The 19,972-nt window shown below is 63.3% G+C and carries 17 protein-coding genes; 5 read left to right on the top strand and 12 right to left on the bottom strand.

Annotation, left to right across the window (positions count from 1 at the left end; all coding sequences use genetic code 11):
• Window positions 1-42: 42 nt before the first annotated feature.
• The 3 genes from GDR53_RS17725 to GDR53_RS17715 form a co-directional block, all read right to left on the bottom strand.
• Complete coding sequence (locus GDR53_RS17725) at window positions 43-723, bottom strand: PilZ domain-containing protein (protein ID WP_193335745.1); 681 nt, start codon at window positions 721-723, stop codon at window positions 43-45.
• Window positions 724-946: 223 nt separating this feature from the next.
• On the bottom strand, window positions 947-2,497 hold the full coding sequence (locus GDR53_RS17720) for an ATP-binding cassette domain-containing protein (RefSeq protein WP_193335744.1): 1,551 nt from the start codon (window positions 2,495-2,497) through the stop codon (window positions 947-949).
• Window positions 2,498-3,064: 567 nt separating this feature from the next.
• Complete coding sequence (locus GDR53_RS17715) at window positions 3,065-3,382, bottom strand: hypothetical protein (protein WP_193335743.1); 318 nt, start codon at window positions 3,380-3,382, stop codon at window positions 3,065-3,067.
• Between the two features lie 243 nt (window positions 3,383-3,625).
• Here GDR53_RS17715 and parE point away from each other — a divergent pair, with 243 nt between their 5' ends.
• The 3 genes from parE to GDR53_RS17700 all read left to right on the top strand — a co-directional run bounded on the left by parE (window position 3,626) and on the right by GDR53_RS17700 (window position 8,897).
• Entirely contained in the window at window positions 3,626-5,647 is a 2,022-nt protein-coding gene (gene parE / locus GDR53_RS17710; protein ID WP_193335742.1) for a DNA topoisomerase IV subunit B, read from the top strand.
• 362 nt (window positions 5,648-6,009) lie between these two features.
• Entirely contained in the window at window positions 6,010-7,662 is a 1,653-nt protein-coding gene (locus tag GDR53_RS17705) for a DEAD/DEAH box helicase (RefSeq protein WP_232846665.1), read from the top strand.
• Window positions 7,663-7,826: 164 nt separating this feature from the next.
• Window positions 7,827-8,897 (top strand): GGDEF domain-containing protein, encoded by a 1,071-nt coding sequence (locus GDR53_RS17700; protein WP_193335740.1) that lies wholly within the window; start codon window positions 7,827-7,829, stop codon window positions 8,895-8,897.
• A 104-nt stretch (window positions 8,898-9,001) separates the two neighbouring features.
• On the opposite strand, the gene aroA is transcribed toward GDR53_RS17700, so the two are convergent.
• The 9 genes from aroA to GDR53_RS17655 form a co-directional block, all read right to left on the bottom strand.
• Window positions 9,002-10,279: a 3-phosphoshikimate 1-carboxyvinyltransferase gene (aroA, locus tag GDR53_RS17695; RefSeq protein ID WP_193335739.1), complete on the bottom strand. Its 1,278-nt coding sequence runs from the start codon at window positions 10,277-10,279 to the stop codon at window positions 9,002-9,004.
• A gap of 72 nt (window positions 10,280-10,351) precedes the next feature.
• Window positions 10,352-10,732, bottom strand: coding sequence for a HesB/IscA family protein (locus GDR53_RS17690; RefSeq protein ID WP_193335738.1), 381 nt, complete (start codon window positions 10,730-10,732; stop codon window positions 10,352-10,354).
• A 53-nt stretch (window positions 10,733-10,785) separates the two neighbouring features.
• Window positions 10,786-11,199, bottom strand: coding sequence for an SUF system Fe-S cluster assembly protein (locus GDR53_RS17685; protein ID WP_193335737.1), 414 nt, complete (start codon window positions 11,197-11,199; stop codon window positions 10,786-10,788).
• Between the two features lie 16 nt (window positions 11,200-11,215).
• On the bottom strand, window positions 11,216-12,436 hold the full coding sequence (locus tag GDR53_RS17680; protein ID WP_193335736.1) for a cysteine desulfurase: 1,221 nt from the start codon (window positions 12,434-12,436) through the stop codon (window positions 11,216-11,218).
• Window positions 12,436-13,644, bottom strand: a complete 1,209-nt coding sequence (gene sufD / locus GDR53_RS17675; protein WP_193335735.1) for a Fe-S cluster assembly protein SufD — start codon at window positions 13,642-13,644, stop codon at window positions 12,436-12,438. Before sufD ends, GDR53_RS17680 begins: the two co-directional genes overlap by 1 nt.
• 2 nt (window positions 13,645-13,646) lie before the next feature.
• Window positions 13,647-14,396, bottom strand: a complete 750-nt coding sequence (gene sufC / locus GDR53_RS17670; RefSeq protein WP_193338158.1) for a Fe-S cluster assembly ATPase SufC — start codon at window positions 14,394-14,396, stop codon at window positions 13,647-13,649.
• 86 nt (window positions 14,397-14,482) lie between these two features.
• The gene (locus GDR53_RS17665; RefSeq protein ID WP_193335734.1) at window positions 14,483-14,959 is read right to left on the bottom strand and encodes a cupin domain-containing protein; all 477 of its coding nucleotides are present in this window, start codon (window positions 14,957-14,959) and stop codon (window positions 14,483-14,485) included.
• Window positions 14,956-16,458, bottom strand: coding sequence for a Fe-S cluster assembly protein SufB (gene sufB, locus GDR53_RS17660; RefSeq protein WP_193335733.1), 1,503 nt, complete (start codon window positions 16,456-16,458; stop codon window positions 14,956-14,958). Before sufB ends, GDR53_RS17665 begins: the two co-directional genes overlap by 4 nt.
• A 66-nt stretch (window positions 16,459-16,524) precedes the next feature.
• A complete protein-coding gene (locus GDR53_RS17655; protein ID WP_193335732.1) occupies window positions 16,525-17,655 on the bottom strand; it encodes a cysteine desulfurase family protein in 1,131 nt (376 codons plus the stop codon).
• 286 nt (window positions 17,656-17,941) lie between these two features.
• Here GDR53_RS17655 and GDR53_RS17650 point away from each other — a divergent pair, with 286 nt between their 5' ends.
• On the top strand, window positions 17,942-18,604 hold the full coding sequence (locus GDR53_RS17650) for an alpha/beta hydrolase (RefSeq protein ID WP_193335731.1): 663 nt from the start codon (window positions 17,942-17,944) through the stop codon (window positions 18,602-18,604).
• A gap of 92 nt (window positions 18,605-18,696) precedes the next feature.
• Window positions 18,697-19,941 carry a tyrosine--tRNA ligase gene (gene tyrS, locus GDR53_RS17645; protein ID WP_193335730.1) on the top strand — a complete coding sequence of 415 codons (1,245 nt, stop codon included), beginning with the start codon at window positions 18,697-18,699 and terminating at the stop codon, window positions 19,939-19,941.
• The last annotated feature ends 31 nt before the right edge of the window (window positions 19,942-19,972 follow it).

The following is a 19,972-nucleotide window of genomic DNA, read 5'->3' as shown; positions in this document are numbered from 1 at the left end:
GTTCGGAAGCGGCATGCCCACGCCGGCGTCGCCATAGTACTCTCAGCCCGTCTCGCCATCCTCGGCGGTGATCGGGGTCAGCTTGGCCGGCACGATCAGGGCTTCGATGGTTTCGAGGTCCTGCAGCGCCAGGAATTTGACGGCAAAGCCGATATCGAGATAGCGGACCACACGCCCCACCAGCTTGCCGACGGCAAGGGGCGTCCCGATGGGCGGCTGGGTCTGCGCGGAAAGGGCAATGCCCGATTGCGAGACGTCGATGACAAAGCACGGCACCTGCGTCCCGTCGGCCAGGGTGATGATGGTGCGCGGATCGCGCAGCTGCACGCGCTTGAATTCGCGCCGATCTTCCACCTGCTCGTAGACGCGCTTCTTGTGCCAGGAGATCTTGCGACCCAGCTTGTCGCGCGCCTCCGAGCTCAGCGACAGGTCCATCACGAAGCCGCTCGGCAATTGCCGGCTGATCTGGCCGCGCAGGATGCCGAAGGCGTCGAAATGGGCGGTAACCCCCTCGCCCTGCTTGCCCACGACCGGGCCGACCACCACGGCATTGCGGGTCGATACCGAACACAGCCGGCAGGCATAAACCGGCGCCTTTTTGGCCCCGCTTTGCTTGCGTTCAACCAGGGCATAACGACCGCCCACCGCGCCAATGAAGCGCACATCGTGCAAATCATAGTCGGACCTTGGTGGTGCAAGACCACTTTCGGCGCTTAGCGACATGGGTCCCTCCCATTCGTCCGAAAAAGAACCAAGCCAGTCGACGCCCGAAATTTGGGCAGAATTTGCTTTAGTTCGCAATATGAACAAAAGTGTATCGGTGGTTTGTTAACAATCCTTCTCGGCAATTGCTAGAGATTTACTGGTCGACGGTAGCAACCGACCAGCCGAGGCCAGCATCCATCGACGGCCTTTTGTACCCCTGCGGCATTTTCACATCGATGCTTCACCTGCTGCCGGCAGCGAGCCCGCCGGCCAGGCTCTGCTCGGCCGCCATCGCGGCAAAGAACGGCTCAGGAGAGTCGACCTCAACCAGCCTGTGGCGCTCGATCAGCAGGAAGCGCTCGCCCAGGCCACGCACGAAGCTGCGATCATGCGAGACCAGTATGCAGGTGGCGCCATGCGTCAGGATTTCGGCCTCCAGCCGCTCCTGGCCGGCAATGTCCACATGGTTGGTGGGCTCGTCCAGCAGGTAGAAATTGGGCGCCTGCAGCCGCAGGGCCAGGAGCCCCAGGCGCGCCCGCTGCCCGAAGGACAGCTCGCCGATCGGCCGCTCCTGTTTTTCCGGGGTGAAGCCGGCTGCGGCCAGCAGGCTCTTGCTGCGCTGGTCGCCCGCATCGAACCGGCCGGTGATGTAGTCGAGCAGCGAGCGCTTGTCGGGCAGCATGGACATGGCCTGGTCGACATAGCCCGGCACAACCTGTGGGCTGACACGGATACCGGGCACTTCCTGCCCGCTCATCGCCCGGTGCAGCAGCCCCATGAACTGGGACTTGCCGGTGCCGTTGCGGCCCAGGATCACCAGGCGATCGCCCTGGAACACATGCAGCTTGTCGATGACGAACAGCTTGTCGCCGGCCGGCGTCGCCACCGTCACCGCGTCGAAGGCCACCATGACCTTGGCTTGCGCCCCGCTATTGCCCAGCCTGATCTCCCCACTCCGCTCCTTGTGCACGGCGCGCGCGGCGTTCTCGATCTTTGCCGCGCGCTCGCGCAGATATTTCGATTTGACCACCAGCAGGTCGCTGCCCGAATTGATACCGATATTGGTGAGCTTTGCCGCCTGCTTGCGCAGCTTGCTGACCTCCTTGAGGTCGCGCTCGCGCGCCAGCTCGGCTGCTTCGTCCAGCTCGGCCAGCGCCAGGCGGGCCTTGCTATAGGGCAAGGCAAAGAACGGCGAGGCATCGGGACGCAGGAACAGCGTCCGGTCGGTGGTGGCGTCGAGGAATTCCCGGTCATGGCTGGCGATCACCACCGGGATGTTGCGGGCCGCCTGGTTGATCCAGTTTTCCAGCTGCACCAGCTTGCCCAGGTCGAGATGGTTGGTCGGCTCGTCCAGCAGCAGTGCATCGGGCTGCAGCACCCAGCAGCGGGCAATGAGCGCAATGCGCTGCCAGCCACCGCTGAGCTGGCTGAGCGGGCGTTGCCGCAGCGCCGCGGGCGTCTCGAACTCGTCGAGCACCACGTCGACCCGCCAGCTGTCGCTGTCGCGCTCGGCTTCCGGCAAGGCCGACAGCACCATGTCGTAAAGCGTCATCGTCATGCTGGCCGGCGGCATGTCCTGTTCGACATAGCCCACCCGCAGCCCGCGCGAGCGCACGATGTCGCCCTGGCTAAGCTCGCTTTGTCCGGCCATGGCGCGCAGCAGGCTGGTCTTGCCGCGGCCATTGCCGGCGACGAGGCCCAGCCGGTCACCATCGGCCAGCACGATATTGAGGTTGGAAAAGAGGGTGTCTGCGGCCACCAGGCCGGCATTGCGAAGGCTGATCGAACCCATTTTGTGTCTTTCTGGAGCGGCGCCGCCAGGGGGCGCCGGATGCCGTCAATTGGCGGTCAGTCGACCGCCTCGAAGGGCAAACCAGAAGGGGGGATGGCGAAAAGCGTCCGAACCAGCTCCGGTCAGCCCTGCAGCTGCTGCCACAGGGCGAAGACGGGGCCACGCTGACGGTGATGCTTGTAAACGATCATGCAGCCCTCCTGTCGCTGGTGTTTGGGACGCACCAGCCATAGCTGGGCCGGCCGCGAAAATCAATTCGCAGCCGGTCAGACCAGATAAAACAAGGCAGAAACGATCAGCAATGCCCCAATACGCGGGACAGTGAGCTTGGCCAGCCGGTACGCAATACTGTTTAACCCGGCTTGCGGCCAAGTGCCGATAGCAGCCGAGCCAGTCGGAATCTGGAACGCAGAACGAAGATCCCGATCGGCTCGCATACGGATACTCCAAACAAAAACCGTATGCCGACTGGTCTAGCAGCGTGCCTTTAAGAAAGTGCTTTCAAGAAGCAAACGGAATGTGAATAGGCCGCCCGATTCCGGGACGGTTTTGTCCCGAACCGGCCCGTCAGCCGGCCGGCCGCAGCCTTTTCTGGCTCTCGATGCGGGCAGAACAGTAATTGAATTCAATCAGATAGACCCACTCACCCTGGGTCGCGCGCACCTGGATGCGCTTGTCCATCGCCACGTTGAGATAGATGTCGTGATAACCAAGATCGGCGATGGCCTGGCGAATTTGATAGTCGGTCAGGCAGGAGAGGCGCTCGGGATAGAAGTCGGAGCGCTCGTCGCCAAAGAACAGGCCAAAGGGCTGCGCCTGCACCGGCGCCGCCACGGTTCCCGCCAGCGTCACGGCCAGCATCAGTCCGGCTGCCCATCGTTTCATCGCACTCTCCCTGCTGCCGCCGCCGGCAAAGCCATGTGGAAAACCTCTCCACCCCGATCGGGACGAATTGACGTCCTGCCCCTCTGTCTAGTCCCCTGCCCTTGAACCGCGCCGGAACCGGCCGTTCATCGCCCGTTCAGCTTTGTGGGCAAATCAGGGGGCCCCGCGCCCCTGCCCCGACGGGCCAGTGGAATATGATAGAACTGGAAAACGCCTGATTCGGGCACCAAATACGGAACGTGCATGTCGCAAGCAGAAGACCTTTTCGGTGCAGATGAGCCCACCGCCAGCCCGACCCCGGCCGCCAAGCCAGCGCCCAAGAACACAGGCGTAACCCCCACCGCGGGTTCCTATTCGGCTGCCGATATCGAGGTCCTCGAAGGGCTTGAGCCGGTCCGGCGGCGCCCGGGCATGTATATCGGCGGCACCGATTCCAATGCCCTGCATCACCTGTTTGCCGAAGTCATCGACAACTCCATGGACGAGGCCATTGCCGGCCACGCCACGCGCATCGAGGTGCATCTGGGCGCCGACGGCTATATCACCGTGGTCGACAATGGCCGCGGCATTCCCGTCGAGAACCATCCCAAATATCCCGGCCGCTCGACGCTCGAGATCGTCCACACGGTCCTGCATGCCGGCGGCAAGTTCGACTCCAAGGCCTATGAAACCTCGGGCGGCCTGCACGGCGTCGGTATCTCGGTGGTCAATGCGCTCTCCGACGACATGGTCGTCGAGGTCGCCCGCGAACAGCAGCTCTACCGCCTGCAGTTTTCCCGCGGCAAGCCGGTCGGCGAGATCCAGCCCATGGGCCGGGTCAACAACCGCCGCGGCACCACCACGCGCTTCCATCCCGATCCGCAGATCTTTGGCGAGACGGCGCATTTCTCCGCTGCCCGCCTGTTCCGCATGACCCGCGCCAAGGCCTATCTGTTTGCCGGCGTCGAGCTGCGCTGGAGCTGTGACGAATCCCTTGTCACCGAGGACGCCCCCGCCAAGGCAGTGTTCCACTATCCGGACGGGCTCAAGGACTTCATGACCGCCCGCATCGAGGGCGAAACCCGCATCGTCGACGACCTCTTCGCCGGCAGCCATGGCAAGCCGGGCACCCAGGGCGCCGTCGAATGGGCCATTGCCTGGACCCTGGGCGATGGCGGCGTGTCATCCTACTGCAATACCGTGCCCACCCCCGATGGCGGCACCCATGAGGCCGGCCTGCGCTCGGCGCTGCTGCGCGGCCTCAAGAACTATGCCGAGCTGACCAAGAACAAGGCCGCTGCGGCGCTGACGGCGGAAGACATTTTCGCCCATTGCAATGCCATGCTGTCGGTCTTCGTGCGCGAGCCCGAATTTGTCGGCCAGACCAAGGACAAGCTGGCCTCGGGCGAAGCCACCCGCATCGTCGACACCGCCCTGCGCGACGCGTTCGATCACTGGCTGGCCGCCTCGCCCAACCAGGCCGGCAAGCTGCTCGACTGGGCGGTGGAACGCGCCGAAGAGCGCCTGCGCCGCCGCAAGGAAAAGGAAATCGATCGCGCCAGCGCCACGCGCAAGCTGCGCCTGCCCGGCAAGCTGGCCGACTGTACCCAGACCGCCGCCCAGGGCGCGGAGCTCTTCATCGTCGAAGGCGACTCGGCCGGTGGCAGCGCCAAGCAGGCACGCAGCCGCGCCAGCCAGGCCGTGCTGCCGCTGCGCGGCAAGATCCTCAACGTCGCCGGCGCCAGCCGCGAAAAGATGGCGGCCAGCCAGCTGATCTCCGACATGATCCAGGCGCTCGGCTGCGGCACCCGCGACCGCTATCGCGAGGAAGACCTGCGCTACGACAAGATCATCATCATGACCGATGCCGATGTCGACGGCGCCCATATCGCGGCCCTGCTGATGACCTTCTTCTTCCAGGAAATGCCCAAGCTGATAGATGGCGGCCATCTGTTCCTGGCCCTGCCCCCGCTCTACCGCATCAGCCAGGGCGGCAAGACGCTCTATGCCCGCGACGACGCCCATCGCGAGGAATTGATGGCCAGCGAATTCACCGGCAAGGGCAAGGTCGATACTACCCGCTTCAAGGGCCTGGGCGAAATGCCCTTCGCGCATCTGCGCGAAACCACCATGTCGCCCAAGAGCCGCACCCTGCTCCAGGTCAAGGTGCGCGATGATCTGGATGCCACCCGTATCAGCGTCGATCGGCTGATGGGCACCAAGCCGGAAGCCCGTTTTGACTTCATCCAGGAGAATGCTGCCTTCGTCACCGACCTCGATATCTAGCCCCTGTACTGTCTCGGTCGGCGCCCCGACAGCAGGTCGCCGTCGTTCAACTGGACGCATGCAGCCTCCAATTAAGGCTAAACGGCGCAACACCGTTGACAGACAAGGCCTTTGCGTTATGGTCCGCGCCGCTAGGGCACTCTGCTTGGCGGCCTGTCACACGGACAATGACCTGCTTTGCTACGGTGTCTGGGGGCTATTCCGGCGTATCTGCACCTGGTGCATCCGTCCGGTGGCCATCCCAGGTGTGGATGCTATCTCCCGGCAGCGGCCCCGCACCACAACTGACCATCCCGGCGCACCGTTCGAATGTCTCGAACCGGACCTGGCCCCGGGCCAAGTTTCATAGTGGATTACCCAATTTGACTGACGATTTTTCCGAGCTCGGCCTGTCCACCAAAGTAACCGACGCAGTAACCGCTGCGGGCTACACCAAGCCGACCGAAATCCAGGCTCAGGCTATTCCCCATGTCCTGCAGAAAAAGGACATTATCGGCATTGCCCAGACCGGCACCGGCAAGACGGCCAGCTTCGTGCTGCCCATGCTGACGCTGCTGGAAAACGGCCGCGCCCGTGCCCGCATGCCGCGCACCCTGATCCTCGAACCGACGCGCGAACTCGCGGCGCAGGTTTCCGAGAATTTCGAGAAATACGGCAAGAACCACCGCATCTCGATGGCGCTGATCATCGGCGGCGTGTCGTTTGAAGAGCAGAACAAGAAGCTCGATCGCGGCGTGGACGTGCTGATCGCCACTCCGGGCCGCCTGCTCGATCAGATCGAGCGCGGCAAGATCATGCTCAATGGCGTCGAGATCCTGGTGATCGACGAAGCCGACCGCATGCTCGACATGGGCTTTATCGACGACATCGAAAAGATCTGCGGCCGCCTGCCGCCGCGGCGCCAGACCATGCTGTTCTCGGCCACCATGTCCAAGGAAATCGAGCGGCTCACCAAGAAGTTCCTCAACGATCCGGTGCATATCCAGTCGTCGCGCCAGAGCTCGACCGCCGAAACCATTGACCAGAAGCTGGTCCGCGTCGGCTCCAAGCCGGAAGACAAGCGCGACATGCTGCGCGAGCGCATCAATGCCGCCACCGGCCTGACCAATGCCATCATCTTCTGCAACCGCAAGCGCGACGTGGCGACCCTTGCCCGCTCGCTTGAGCGACACGGCTTCAGCGTCGGTGGCCTCCATGGCGACATGGACCAGAAGAGCCGCACCGAAACGCTCGATGCCTTCAAGAACAACCGCCTGACCCTGCTGGTGGCCAGCGACGTCGCGGCCCGCGGCCTCGACATCCCGGCAGTGAGCCATGTGTTCAACTTCGACGTGCCCGTGCACGCCGAGGACTATGTGCACCGCATCGGCCGCACCGGCCGCGCCGGCCGCTCGGGCGTTGCCTATACGCTGGTGGCGCCTGGTGACACCAAGCATCTCGACGCCATCATCAAGCTGATCCAGAAGCCCATCGACTATCTGGAAGATACCGGCCGGCGGCCAGTTCCTGCTGCCACTGCTGCCGCGGCACCAGATGCCGACGCCGAGGATCGCCCGGCCCGGCCCGCCCGCACACGTCGCGGCGGCCCGCGCACAAGACCACAGGCGGAAGGCGCTGCGCCCGCCGCTGCCGTCGCCCAGCCTGCCGCTGCGGCGCCAGATGCTGTAACGCCTGCCGCTGAGCAGCCTGCCGAAGCGGCAGCACCGCGCGAGGCCACGCCACGCCGCCAGCCCCGGACGCGCCCTGTAGCCAAGCCGGAGGCCGAGATCGAGGCCAAGGGGGAGGAAACCCCGCGCAGTGAGCCAAAGCCACGCGGCGAGCAGCGCCCACGCGGTGAACAGCGGCCAGCCGCTGAGTCGAGGCCCGAACAGGCCGATGCCCGCCCGGCACGGACCCGCAACCGCCGTCCTGCCGAAACGCGCGAGGCGGAAAACGAGAACGATAGCGGCTCGCCCTTCGGCAATGACGGTCCGGTACCGGCATTCCTCCTGCGTTCGGCACGTATTGACCCTTAAGTGTTTCGTGATTTGATTTTTCATTTGCCGCGGTAAAACTTGCGGCGACCTGGCCCAGCTATTGTTGGGGCCATTCTGTTGTGTTCATTACTGTAGATGCTGTATGTATTGGGGAATGACGGTTGGCGCGGGGGCGCCCTCCGTCGTGGCGCACGAGGGAACCGGTGTCCGATCAGGAATTCAAACGAGCGCTCGGCTATGCCAATGCGGCATTTGACCTTCTCAAGCGTAGCGGTATCCCGGCCTATCCTCAGTTCTACGAACTGCTCTACACCTATGCCACAGGCGTCAATCCAAGCCTGAACAACCGCATCAACGCCCTGTTTCGCAACGGGGATTCGCCCAGTGAAAGCGTGGCCGAGGCGCTCTATAACGAGTTCCTGAAGTCCGACGTCAATGATCGCATGACGGCGGTTTCCCAGCGCATGCACGCCCGCATCGACGCAGTGCACGATGCCATCGACACAGCCATGACCACAGCCAATGCCTATTCGGGCTCGCTGCAGTCGGCCAGCGGCGATCTCAGCCGCGATATCTCGGCGGCCGCCATGAAGGCCCTGTCGGTCAAGCTGCTGGCTGAAACGCGGCAGATGCAGGACACCAACCGCTCGCTCGAACAGAAGCTGCAGGCCTCACGCGACGACATAGCCGCCTTGCAGCGTGATCTGGACGATGTGCGCCGGGAATCCCTGCTCGATCCCCTGACCAAGATTGCCAACCGCAAGAGCTTTGATGAGGGCCTGGCAGCCGCCATTGCGGCAGCCAGCATCAATGGCGATCCACTCTCGCTGATGCTGGTCGATATCGACAACTTCAAGAATTTCAACGACAGCTATGGCCACCAGACCGGCGACCAGGTGCTGCGCCTCGTCGCCATGACGCTCAAATCCAACATCAAGGGCAAGGATCTGGCGGCCCGCTATGGTGGCGAGGAATTCGTCGCCATCCTGCCCCATACCGATATCGAAGGCGCCATCATCGTCGCCGAGAATATCCGCCGGGCCATCCAGGCCAAGGAACTGCTCAAGCGCTCGACCAATGAGAAGCTGGGCCGCATCACCGCATCCTTCGGCATCGCCGCCTTCGGGTCAACCGACACGGCAGCCTCGCTGATCGAGCGCGCCGACCGCTGCCTCTATGCTGCCAAGCATGCCGGCCGCAACCGCGTGATCAACGAAAACGATCTGGTCAACGACCTGCTGCCGGCCAAGCGCGCCGGCGCGACGGCCGCCTGACCTAGAGCGTTTTCAGCAAAAGTGGCTCCACTTTTGCGGTTCGAAAGCGCGACAAACCAAAGAACTGGAGCTATTGAGCCGTTTCAACGAAACGATGAAATGCTCTAGTCAACCGCCGTCAGTTCCACGCCCAGACCGGCCAGCATGTCCCAATAGCCCGGATAGGTCTTGCCGGTGCAGGCAGGGTCGAGAATGACGATGTTCTCCAGACGCAGGCCGGCCAGGGCAAAGCTCATGGCGATGCGGTGATCGTGATAGGTCTCGATCTTGACCCGGCTGTTGCGCCCGGCCAGTTTTTCCGCCAGCGCCGGGTCCGAGGCGACCAGCAGGTCGTCACCCTCTTCGGTGCCGAGACCCGGCAGGATGCGGTTGAGCTCATTGGCCACGGCACGGATGCGGTCGGTTTCCTTGACCCGCAGATTGGCAATGCCGACAAAGCGCACCGGATGATTGTTGAAAGCCGCCAGCACGGCCAGCGTCGGCACGGCATCCTGCATCTGCGAACCGTCGATCACCGCCGGCATGTCGGGAAACTGGGCGATCAGGGCCTGTGCGGCGGCGTCTGGCTGGGTAAAGGCATCCGCATCGACCCCAAGATCGATCCGGCCACCCGTGAGCGCCTGTGCGCCCCACAGATAGGTTGCCGCCGAGGCATCGGGCTCGATCAGCAGATCGGCAGCCTGATAGCCGGTCGGCTGCACCAGCCAGGTGCCGGCATCGACCTGTTCGACTACGGCGCCAAAGCTGCGCATGGCCGAGAGGGTGAGGTCGACATAGCCGCGCGCGCCGATATCCCTGCCGGTCAGCGCAATCTCGATGGGCCCCTCGCCCAAAGGCGCCGCCATCAGCAAGGCCGAGACATATTGGCTGGAAAGCCCGCCATCGATCTCCACGCGGCCCTGGCCGAAGCTGCCGGTGCCGACAATGGTCACCGGCGGACAGCCGGTGGGGCTGGTCGCGTCAATGCCCAGGGACTGCAGGGCCGTGACCAGCGGGCCGATCGGCCGCACCCGCATCTCTTCATCGCCATCGACGATGACGGTGCCGTTTACGGTCGCCACGGCAGCGGTAAGAAACCGCGTCGCCGTACCGGCATTGCCCAGGAAGAGCGGCGCGTCTGGGGACAGCAAGGTGCCGGTGCTGGTGACAACAAAGCTGGTAGCGTCCGGCTCGTCGACCGTGACGCCCATCTGGCGCAGGGCCGCCGCCATCAGCACGGTGTCCTTGCTTTTCAGCGCGCCCGACAGATGGCTGGTGCCATTGGCCAGGGCGGCCAGCAGCAGGGCCCGGTTGGTAATGGATTTGGAGCCCGGCGGCGCCACGCGGCCGACCAGCTTGTGGGAGGGTGGAGTGAGCAGAAAACCCGCAGGCAGAGCGGTCATGAGGCGGTCTCAAAGGCTGGAGCCGGAATGCCCAGACCTGTTAGGCCAAACCGCCCCGTCGTGCAACCAGCCTCAGGCCGAGGCGCGCGCCTCGGCAATGGCCTTGAGATCGGCCGGCTTGAGCTGCACGCTTTCGCCACAGCCGCATTCCCCGGTCTGGTTGGGATTGCGGAAGGTAAAGCCCGCACTCATCTTGGATTCGGCATAGTCCATCACCGTGCCGAGCAGGAACATGGTGGCCTTGGGCTCGACATAGACCTCGACGCCCTTGTCGCTGACATGGTCGTCACCGGCCACCGGCTCGGTGACATAGTCCAGCGTATAGGCCATGCCCGCGCAGCCGGCATTCTTGACGCCGACGCGCACGCCGATCACCGGCTTGTCGCTGTCTTCGATGATTTCATTGATGCGGGCTGCAGCAGCATCGCTCAACGACATGATCTTGAAGGCCATGGGCACATTCTTTCTATCGGCGTTTCACGATATATAGGCGCAAACGCAGAAAATTACCACCAGTTCAGCGCGACCTGGGCTTCTTCGCTCATGCGCGTGGCGTCCCAAGGGGGATCGAACACCATGTTGACGGTAACGTCCTGGATGCCCTCGACGCTGCGCGCCGCATTTTCCACCCAGCCGGGCATTTCGCCGGCCACCGGGCAGCCCGGCGCGGTCAGCGTCATGTCGATGACGAGGTTCCGGTCATCATCGAGATCGACCTTGTAGATCAGGCCCAGCTCATAGATATCGACCGGGATTTCCGGATCATAGACGGTCTTGAGCGCGCCGATCAGGTCGCTGGTAATGCGCTCCACCTCGGCTTCCGGCAGGTCGCCGCCAATGGTGGGCTGGATGCCGGGCACCGGCAAAGCCGGCGCGGGAGCAATCTTGGATTCGTCGATCTTGATATCGTCGTCAGTCATCGTGTGGTCCTCGCCGTTACGCGAAAAAAGTCAGGGCGCGTTCAATGCCGTCCACCAAGACGTCCACATCGTCCTTGCCGTTATATAGGGCGAAGGAGGCGCGGCAGGTAGAGCTGACACCAAAGCGTTTGAGCAGCGGCTGGGCGCAATGCGTCCCGGCCCGCACGGCAATGCCGTAGCGATCGAGAATCGTCGACACGTCGTGGGCATGCGCCCCCTCGATCTCGAAGGAGAAAATGCCTCCCTTGCCCGGCGCCGTGCCGATCATGCGCAGCTTGTTGATCCGGGTCAGGCGTTCGGTCGCATAGGCGGCGATCTCGGCCTCATGGACGGCGATGTCTTCCTGGCCGAGCGCGGTGATGTAGTTGAGCGCCGCGCCCAGGCCGATGGCCTGCACGATCGGCGGCGTGCCCGCCTCGAAGCGGTGCGGGGGCTCGTTATAGGTCACGCCCTCAAGCGCGACCGTGTCGATCATCTCGCCACCGCCCTGATAGGGCTGCATCTCGGCGAGGAGATCATACTTGCCGTAGAGCACGCCAATGCCGGTGGGGCCGTAGAGCTTGTGGCCGGTCATGACATAGAAGTCGGCGTCCAGATCCTGAACGTCCACCTTGCCATGCACGGCGCCCTGGCTGCCATCGATCAGCACCGCAATGCCACGCGCATGGGCGATCTCGATGATCTGCTTGATCGGGGTGACCGTGCCCAGGACGTTGGACATATGGGTAACCGCAACCATACGGGTGCGATCGGTCAGTGCCGCTTCAAAGGCGTCGATGTCAAAGCTGCCATCGTCGCGCACATCCACCCAGTTGAGCACCGCCCCCTGGCGTTCGCGCAGGAAGTGCCAGGGCACGATATTGGAGTGATGCTCCATGATGGTGAGGACGATCTCATCGCCTTCCCCGATCCGCGGCCCGGCAAAGGACGACGCGACCAGGTTGATCGCCTCAGTCGCCGACTTGGTAAAGATGATCTCTTCCACCCGGCCGGCATTGAGGAAGGCGCGGGTGGCCTCGCGGCCGCCCTCATAGGCCTCCGTCGCCCGATTGGCCAAGGTATGCAGCCCCCGGTGGACATTGGCATATTCGTGCCGGAAGGCATGGTCCATCCGCTCGAGCACCTGCACCGGCTTCTGCGCCGAGGCACCGCTGTCCAGATAGACCAGCCTTTTGCCGTGGATCTGCTCGCCCAGGATCGGGAAATCGGCCCGGACGGAGTCGAGGTTGAATGCCATCAGGCCTCCAGCAGCCAGCCGTCGACGACGCCGTTGAGGGCCTCGTTGAGGGCGGCATCTTCGATCGGGTCGAGCACTTCGGCGATGAAGCCGCGCACCAGCATGGTCTCGGCCTCGGCTTTGGTGATGCCCCGACTCATCAGATAGAACATGGAATCGGCGTCGAGTTCGCCGCAGGTCGAGCCATGGCCGCAGACGACGTCGTCGGCATAGATTTCGAGCTCGGGCTTGCTGAGGATCTCGGCTTCGTCCGAGAGCATCAACCCCTGCATCATCATCTTGGCATCGACCTTCTGGGCGTCGCGCTCCACCACGATCTTGCCTTGGAACACCGCCTTGGATCGCCCACGGGCGATCTGCTTGTACATTTCCTGGCTGGTGGTGTGGGCCACGCCGTGGCGGATATCGATGGTGATGTCATTGTGCTGGCCATCGGCCACCAGGTTGAGCCCGGTAAAGTCGCCATGCGCGCCCGGCCCGACAAAGCGGGCAAAGACCTGGCTGCGCGACAGGGCCGCGCCGGCATGGATTGTGACCGTGCGCAGCTTGGCGCCATCAGCCAGCTGATATTCATTGGTGGCAAAGTGGCTCACCGCCCGGGCGGACAGATCGACGGTGATATGGGTCACCACCGCATTCTTGCCGACGGCGAGATAGGTGGCGTGATTGCCGACATGGGCGGCGTCGGAGCCCGAAAAGGTCTCGAGGATCACGGCCGAAGCATTGTCGGCCACGAAGATCTTGAGCGAATCGGCAACATGGGCCGCCTCGCCCTCGATGCGGCGGTCGATCTGGATCACCGGATCAACGCTGCTTTCGAGCGTCAGACTGAGGCTTTCCTTGGCCAGCGCGCCATTGAGGTGCACCAGCACGTCGTCGCGCGTGCTCAGTGCCCCGCCCTCGGCCTTGCCGACGATGACGCCGGCCGGTGCCGTGGTCGAGGACTGGATGACGCCATTGGCGATCATCAGCTGATAGGCGCCGGCGACGCGCAGAGCCGGGGCACTGGCGGCATTGGCCGCCACGCCGAGCGGCGGCACGGCCTTCAGCAGGCTCTTGAGGTCGGTATAGTGGTAGCTCTCGACGCGACGCGTCGGCAGGCCGGCAATGCTGAGCCGTTCGGCTTCAGCGGTGGCACCGACGCTGGTGAGCTGGGCAATCAGGGTGGCTTCGGCCGCGCCGAGCCGGATGGGCATTGACTGTGCCATGATCAGGCCGCCGCGCCGTCGAAGTCGGCATAGCCCTTGGCTTCGAGCTGCAGCGCCAGGTCCTTGTCGCCGCTTTCCACGATCCGGCCATCGCTGAACACATGCACCACATCGGGCACGATATGGTTGAGCAGGCGCTGGTAATGCGTGATCACCAGCATGGAGCGATTGGCCGCCCGCAAGCCGTTGACGCCCTTGGACACCACCTGCAGCGCATCGATATCGAGGCCGGAATCGGTCTCGTCGAGGATGCACATCTTGGGCTGCAGCAGCGCCATCTGCAGCACTTCGGCGCGCTTCTTCTCGCCGCCGGAGAAGCCGACATTGAGCGGGCGCTTGAGCATGTCGGTATCCACGTTGAGCTCGGTACCGGCGGTCTTGACCGCGCGCATGAAGTCCGGCGTGGTCATCTCGGCCTCGCCGCGCGCCTTGCGCTGGGCATTCATCGCCGCCTTGAGGAAGGTCATGGTGGCGACGCCGGGGATTTCGATCGGGTACTGGAAGGCCAGGAACAGGCCGGCCGAGGCGCGCTCGGACGGATCCATCTCGAGCAGGTTCTGCCCGTCGAGCAGCACTTCGCCCTCGGTGATCTCGTAGTCTTCCTTGCCAGCCAGCACATAGCTCAGCGTCGACTTGCCCGAGCCATTGCGGCCCATCACGGCATGCACTTCGCCGGGCGGAATGATCAGGTTCACGCCCTTGAGGATGTCGCGATCTTCGATTCGGGCATGCAGGTTGCGGATTTCAAGGATTGGGGTGGTCATGTCAGCTCTTCCCGGCATCATCGCCGTCATTTTGTGGGGCAAAGCCCCCAATTACGTCTGGGCCTGAGCCCGAATTATTTGTCTGCGGCGACGGGCATTTTGAGCTCCATCGACGCCGGGCCGCCCGGTTTTCGGCTGTGGATGCGCACAACACCCAGTTCGGGGAGTTCCACCACATTGATCTCGGGCAGGCTCGAAACGCAGATATAGGTCAGCGTCTCGGTCCCCGAATTGGTCAATTGGTGCGCCAGTTCGGTCCGACCGGCCGGAGCCGACAGCGTATCCCCTGCCTTGACGGCGTGGCTCTCGCCACCAAAGCGGTAGGTACCCGTGCCCGACAGGATGATGATGATCTCATCTTCCTGGTAGTGGACATGCAGCGGAAACGCCGACTCGCCAGGCTTGACCGCAAAATAGCTGGCTCCCAGTTGGGTCAGTCCCATGGGCTTGGAAATGTTGGTGAAATCCGAGCCAATGCCGGGTGCCATGTCGCGGCGCTTGAGCGACAGCTCGGCCACCCTGACCACGGTCTGGATGCTGGATTCACTCATCCCACGCTGCCTTCAAGGCTGATCGCGATCAGCTTCTGCGTCTCGACCATGAATTCCATCGGCAGGTGCTGCAGCACATCGCGGACGAAACCGTTGACGATCAGCGCCACCGCTTCCTCCTCATTGAGGCCGCGCTGCTGGCAGTAAAACATCTGGTCGTCCGAGATCTTGGACGTGGTCGCCTCATGCTCGAACACCGCGGTACTATTGCGGCTCTCGATATAGGGCACCGTATGGGCGCCGCAGCGGTCGCCGATGAGAAGGCTGTCGCACTGCGTGAAATTGCGCGCATTCTTGGCCTTGGCGTGAGCCGATACCTGGCCGCGATAGGTATTGTCGGAAAAGCCGGCCGCAATTCCCTTGGAAATGATGCGGCTGGACGTGTTCTTGCCCAGATGGATCATCTTGGTGCCGCTATCGACCTGCTGGTAGCCGTTCGAGATGGCGATCGAGTAGAACTCGCCGCGCGAACCGTCGCCGCGCAGGATGCAGCTCGGATATTTCCAGGTAATGGCCGAACCGGTTTCCACCTGGGTCCATGAGATCTTGGAATTGGCGCCACGGCAGTCGCCCCGCTTGGTGACGAAATTGTAGATGCCGCCCTTGCCTTCCTTGTCGCCCGGGTACCAGTTCTGGACGGTGGAATACTTGATCTCGGCATTGTCCATCGCCACCAGTTCGACCACGGCCGCATGCAGCTGGCTTTCGGCGCGCATCGGCGCAGTGCAGCCCTCGAGATAGCTGACATAGCTGTCGGCCTCGGCAATGATCAGCGTGCGCTCAAACTGGCCGGTCTTCTTCTCGTTGATGCGGAAATAGGTGCTCAGCTCCATCGGGCAGCGCACGCCCTTGGGAATGTAGACAAACGAGCCATCGGTGAAGACGGCGCTGTTGAGCGTGGCGTAGTAATTGTCCGAAACCGGCACCACCGAGGCCAGGTACTTCTGGATCAGCTCGGGATATTCGCGGATGGCTTCCGAGATCGAGCAGAAGATGATGCCCACCTTGCTCAGCTCTTCGCGGAACGTGGTCACCACCGAAACGGAATCCATCACCGCATCGACCGCCACATTGGGGCGCTCGACGCCGGCCAGGATCTCGCGCTCCTTGAGCGGGATGCCCAGCTTTTCATACATTTCGAGCAAAGCCGGATCGACCTCGTCGAGGCTGGTCGGCGCCGGCGTCGATTTGGGCGCGGCGTAATAATACATGTCCTGCAGGTCGATCTGCGGATAGTGCACTTTGGCCCAGGTGGGCTCGGTCAGGGTCAGGAAGCGCTTATAGGCCTCGAGGCGCCATTCCAGCATCCAGGCGGGCTCGTTCTTCTTGGCGGAGATGAAGCGGACCGTGTCCTCGCTCAGGCCCTTGGGGGCCATGTCGGATTCGATATCGGTTTCGAAGCCGTATTTGTACTTGTCCACGTCAAGCGACAGCACCGAATCCACGGTAGCGCGATCAATGTTTTCCTTGAGCGTCGGGATATGGTCGTAGTCCGCCATGTCGGCTTCTCCTAATTGCTCCTCGGCGATTCAAGGTCGCCGCGAACCGTCTAAAACTCTTGCGGCCTAGGCCGCCTGCCCCTGCCGCGCCCGCTGGCGCTCCAGGATCGATTGGTAACCGGCAACGAACGCGTCAACGTCCGCCGCCGTGGAAGTCCAGCCCAGGCTGACGCGCAGGGCGCACTCGGCCAGTTCCGGCGCCACGCCCATCGCCGCCAGCACATGGCTGGGGCCAACCTTGCCCGACGAGCAGGCCGAGCCCGACGAGACCGACAGGCCCATCAGGTCCAGTGCCATCATCGCCGTCGCGCTTTTTACGCCCGGCACGGCAAAGTTGATCACATTGCCCAGCCGCGCCCCGCCGAATATCACGGCCTCGCCGGGCAGAGCCGCCTCGAGCCGGGCCGTCAGCGCGGCCACATCGGCCGATTCATAGTGCCCGGCAAAAGCCGCCGCTGCCGCACCAAAGCCGGCAATCAGGGCTGCCGCTTCGGTACCGCCGCGCCGACCCTGCTCCTGCCCGCCACCGGGAATGAGCCGGACCAAGTCGGCATGTGCCTTGACCAGCAGTGCGCCAATGCCGGCCGGCGCGCCGATCTTGTGGCCACTGATGGCCATCATATCGGGTGCGGAGGCGGCAAAATCGAGGGGTAGCTTGCCCAGCGCCTGCACGGCATCGATAAACAGTGTGTGACGCGTCGGGCCCACCAGCGCATTGATGCGCGCCATCGGCTGGACCACGCCGGTCTCGTTGTTGACCCAGTGCAGCGCCACCAGGAGGTTGCCCTCGGCATCGGCCAACACGTCAGCCAGTTGATCCAGATCAATGCAGCCATCGGGCAGCAGGCTAATCGTGATCACCGGTAAGCCGGTCGCCTCGGCCGCCTTGCCGACGGCAGCATGCTCGCCGGCACTGATGACAATGGCGCTGGCGGCAAAGCTCCTGGCGCCGCCGACAATGGCCTGCGTGATCGCTTCGGTGGCTGACCCCGTAAAGACGACCTGCTTGCGCTCGGCCCCCGCCAGTGCGGCAACCTGCCCGCGGGCGGTGTCGATCAGATTGCGCAGGGCACGGCCATGGCCATGTACCGATGAGGGATTGCCCACCAGATCCAGCGCAGCCAGCAGCGCCGACCGCGCTTCGGGAAGAAGCGGGGACGCGGCATTATGATCAAGATAGATCGCCGGTCTGGTCATCGGATTCCCGTTGGGCGCCTGCGCGCCGGTCATACCTTCCATGCCTGTGCCAGGGCGCTTGGCACCCCTGCTTTCAAACACTTCTTGAAATTTGCCGCCCAACTTCATTACAAGGGGCGCACTTGCAGGCCGTACTAGGCCAAAAACCCGAGTTTCGAACAATTCTAAACTAGATTTTGCGACCCATGTTTTAGGGAGCCGGGCTGGCATAGTCAAGCCGCTGGCCGCTACCCGGACATCGCAGACGCACACGAACAGAGCCACAACGGCCGGAAGAAGTAAGACCATGCCAGAAGTGATTTTCAACGGACCTGAGGGTCGTCTGGAAGGCCGCTATCAGCCCGGCAGGGAGCCCAATGCTCCGATCGCCATCCTGCTTCATCCCCACCCGCAGTTCGGCGGGACGATGAACAACCAGATCATCTACAACCTGTTCTACATGTTTGTGGAGCGCGGTTTTGCCGTGCTGCGGTTCAACTCGCGTGGTGTGGGTCGTTCGCAGGGCATGTTCGATCATGGCATCGGCGAACTCTCCGATGCGGCTTCGGCGCTGGACTGGCTGCAGACCATCAACCGCGAATCGCGTGGCTGCTGGATTGCCGGCTTCTCCTTTGGCGCCTGGATCGGCATGCAGCTGCTGATGCGCCGCCCCGAGGTGGAAGGCTTCATTTCCGTCGCCCCGCCGGAAAACCTCTATGACTTCTCGTTCCTGGCCCCCTGCCCGTCCTCGGGCCTGATCATCCATGGCGACAAGGACCGCGTGGCCCCGCCCGCCTCGGTGCAGAAGCTGGTCGACAAGCTCAAGACGCAAAAGGGCATCACCATCGAGCAGCAGATCGTCGAGGGCGCCAACCACTTCTTCGAGGGCAAGATCGACGAACTGACCACGGCCTGCGCCGAATATCTCGACCGTCGCCGTCAGGAGATCGCCGACGGCGGCGGGCGCTGAACTTCGAGCGCACTATTGCGATCATCCGAACCCCGGGGAGCTGCCGCTGAGCGGCGCTCCCCAGACCACAAGCGTTACCCGGATCGCATCCCATGACCCAGTTCAAATCTGACTTTCTCCGCACGCTCGCCGAGCGCGGCTTCATCCACCAGACCTCCGATGACACGGGCCTGGACAACCTCTTCGCCACCGAGACCGTCACCGCCTATATCGGCTTTGACCCCACGGCTTCATCGCTCCATGTCGGCAGCCTGATCCAGATCATGATGCTGCACTGGCTGGAAAAGACCGGCCACCGCGCCGTGGCCCTGATGGGCGGCGGCACCGGCATGGTGGGCGACCCGTCCTTCAAGGACGAAGCCCGCAAACTGATGACGACCGACACCATCCAGGCCAATATCGACGGCATCAAGCAGGTATTCTCCAACTACCTCAGCTTTGGCAGTGGCCCCAAAGACGCGCTGATGCTCAACAATGCCGAGTGGCTGATGCCGCTCAACTACCTCGAATTCCTGCGCGATGTTGGCCAGCACTTCTCGATCAACCGCATGCTCAGCTTCGACTCGGTCAAGCAACGGCTCGATCGTGAACAGTCGCTGAGCTTTCTCGAATTCAATTACATGATCCTGCAGGCCTATGACTTCGTCGAGCTCAACCGCCGCTATGGCGTGCGGCTGCAGATGGGCGGCTCGGACCAGTGGGGCAATATCGTCAATGGCATCGACCTGGGTCATCGCCTCGGCACGCCCCAGCTCTATGCCCTGACCAGCCCGCTGCTGACCACGTCCTCGGGCGCCAAGATGGGCAAGTCGCTCAATGGCGCCATCTGGCTCAATGCCGACCTGCTCTCGGCCTATGACTTCTGGCAGTACTGGCGCAATACCGAGGACGCCGATGTCGAGCGCTTCCTCAAGCTCTACACGACGCTGCCGCTCGAAGAGATCGCTCGCATCGTGGCGGGCGACATCAACGAGGCCAAGAAGCGCCTGGCGACAGAAGTGACCGGCATGATCCGCGGTATAGAGGCAGCCCAGGAAGCCGCCGAAACCGCGCGCGCCACTTTCGAGACCGGCGCCATCGATCTGTCGCTGCCCACGGCCACGGTGACCCATGCCGAACTGGCCAATGGCATCGGCATCCTGGCGGCCCTGGTCACGGCGGGTCTCGCCGGTTCCAATGGCGAGGCACGCCGGCACATCCAGTCGGGGGCCGTGCGGGTCAATGATGCCGTGATCGACGACGACAAGCTGGCCATTGGCGACAATGCCCTGCTGCCCGAAGGCGTCATCAAGCTCTCGGTCGGCAAGAAGCGCCACGCGCTGCTCAAGCCGGTCTGAACAGCCACCGACCTATGAATATCAAGGGCGC

Origin of the sequence: Devosia beringensis, from assembly GCF_014926585.1 — a bacterium.
GTDB classification, from domain to species: Bacteria; Pseudomonadota; Alphaproteobacteria; order Rhizobiales; family Devosiaceae; genus Devosia; species Devosia beringensis.
Note: the sequence above shows the minus strand (reverse complement) of the source record. Positions and strands in the feature narration are given on the sequence as shown.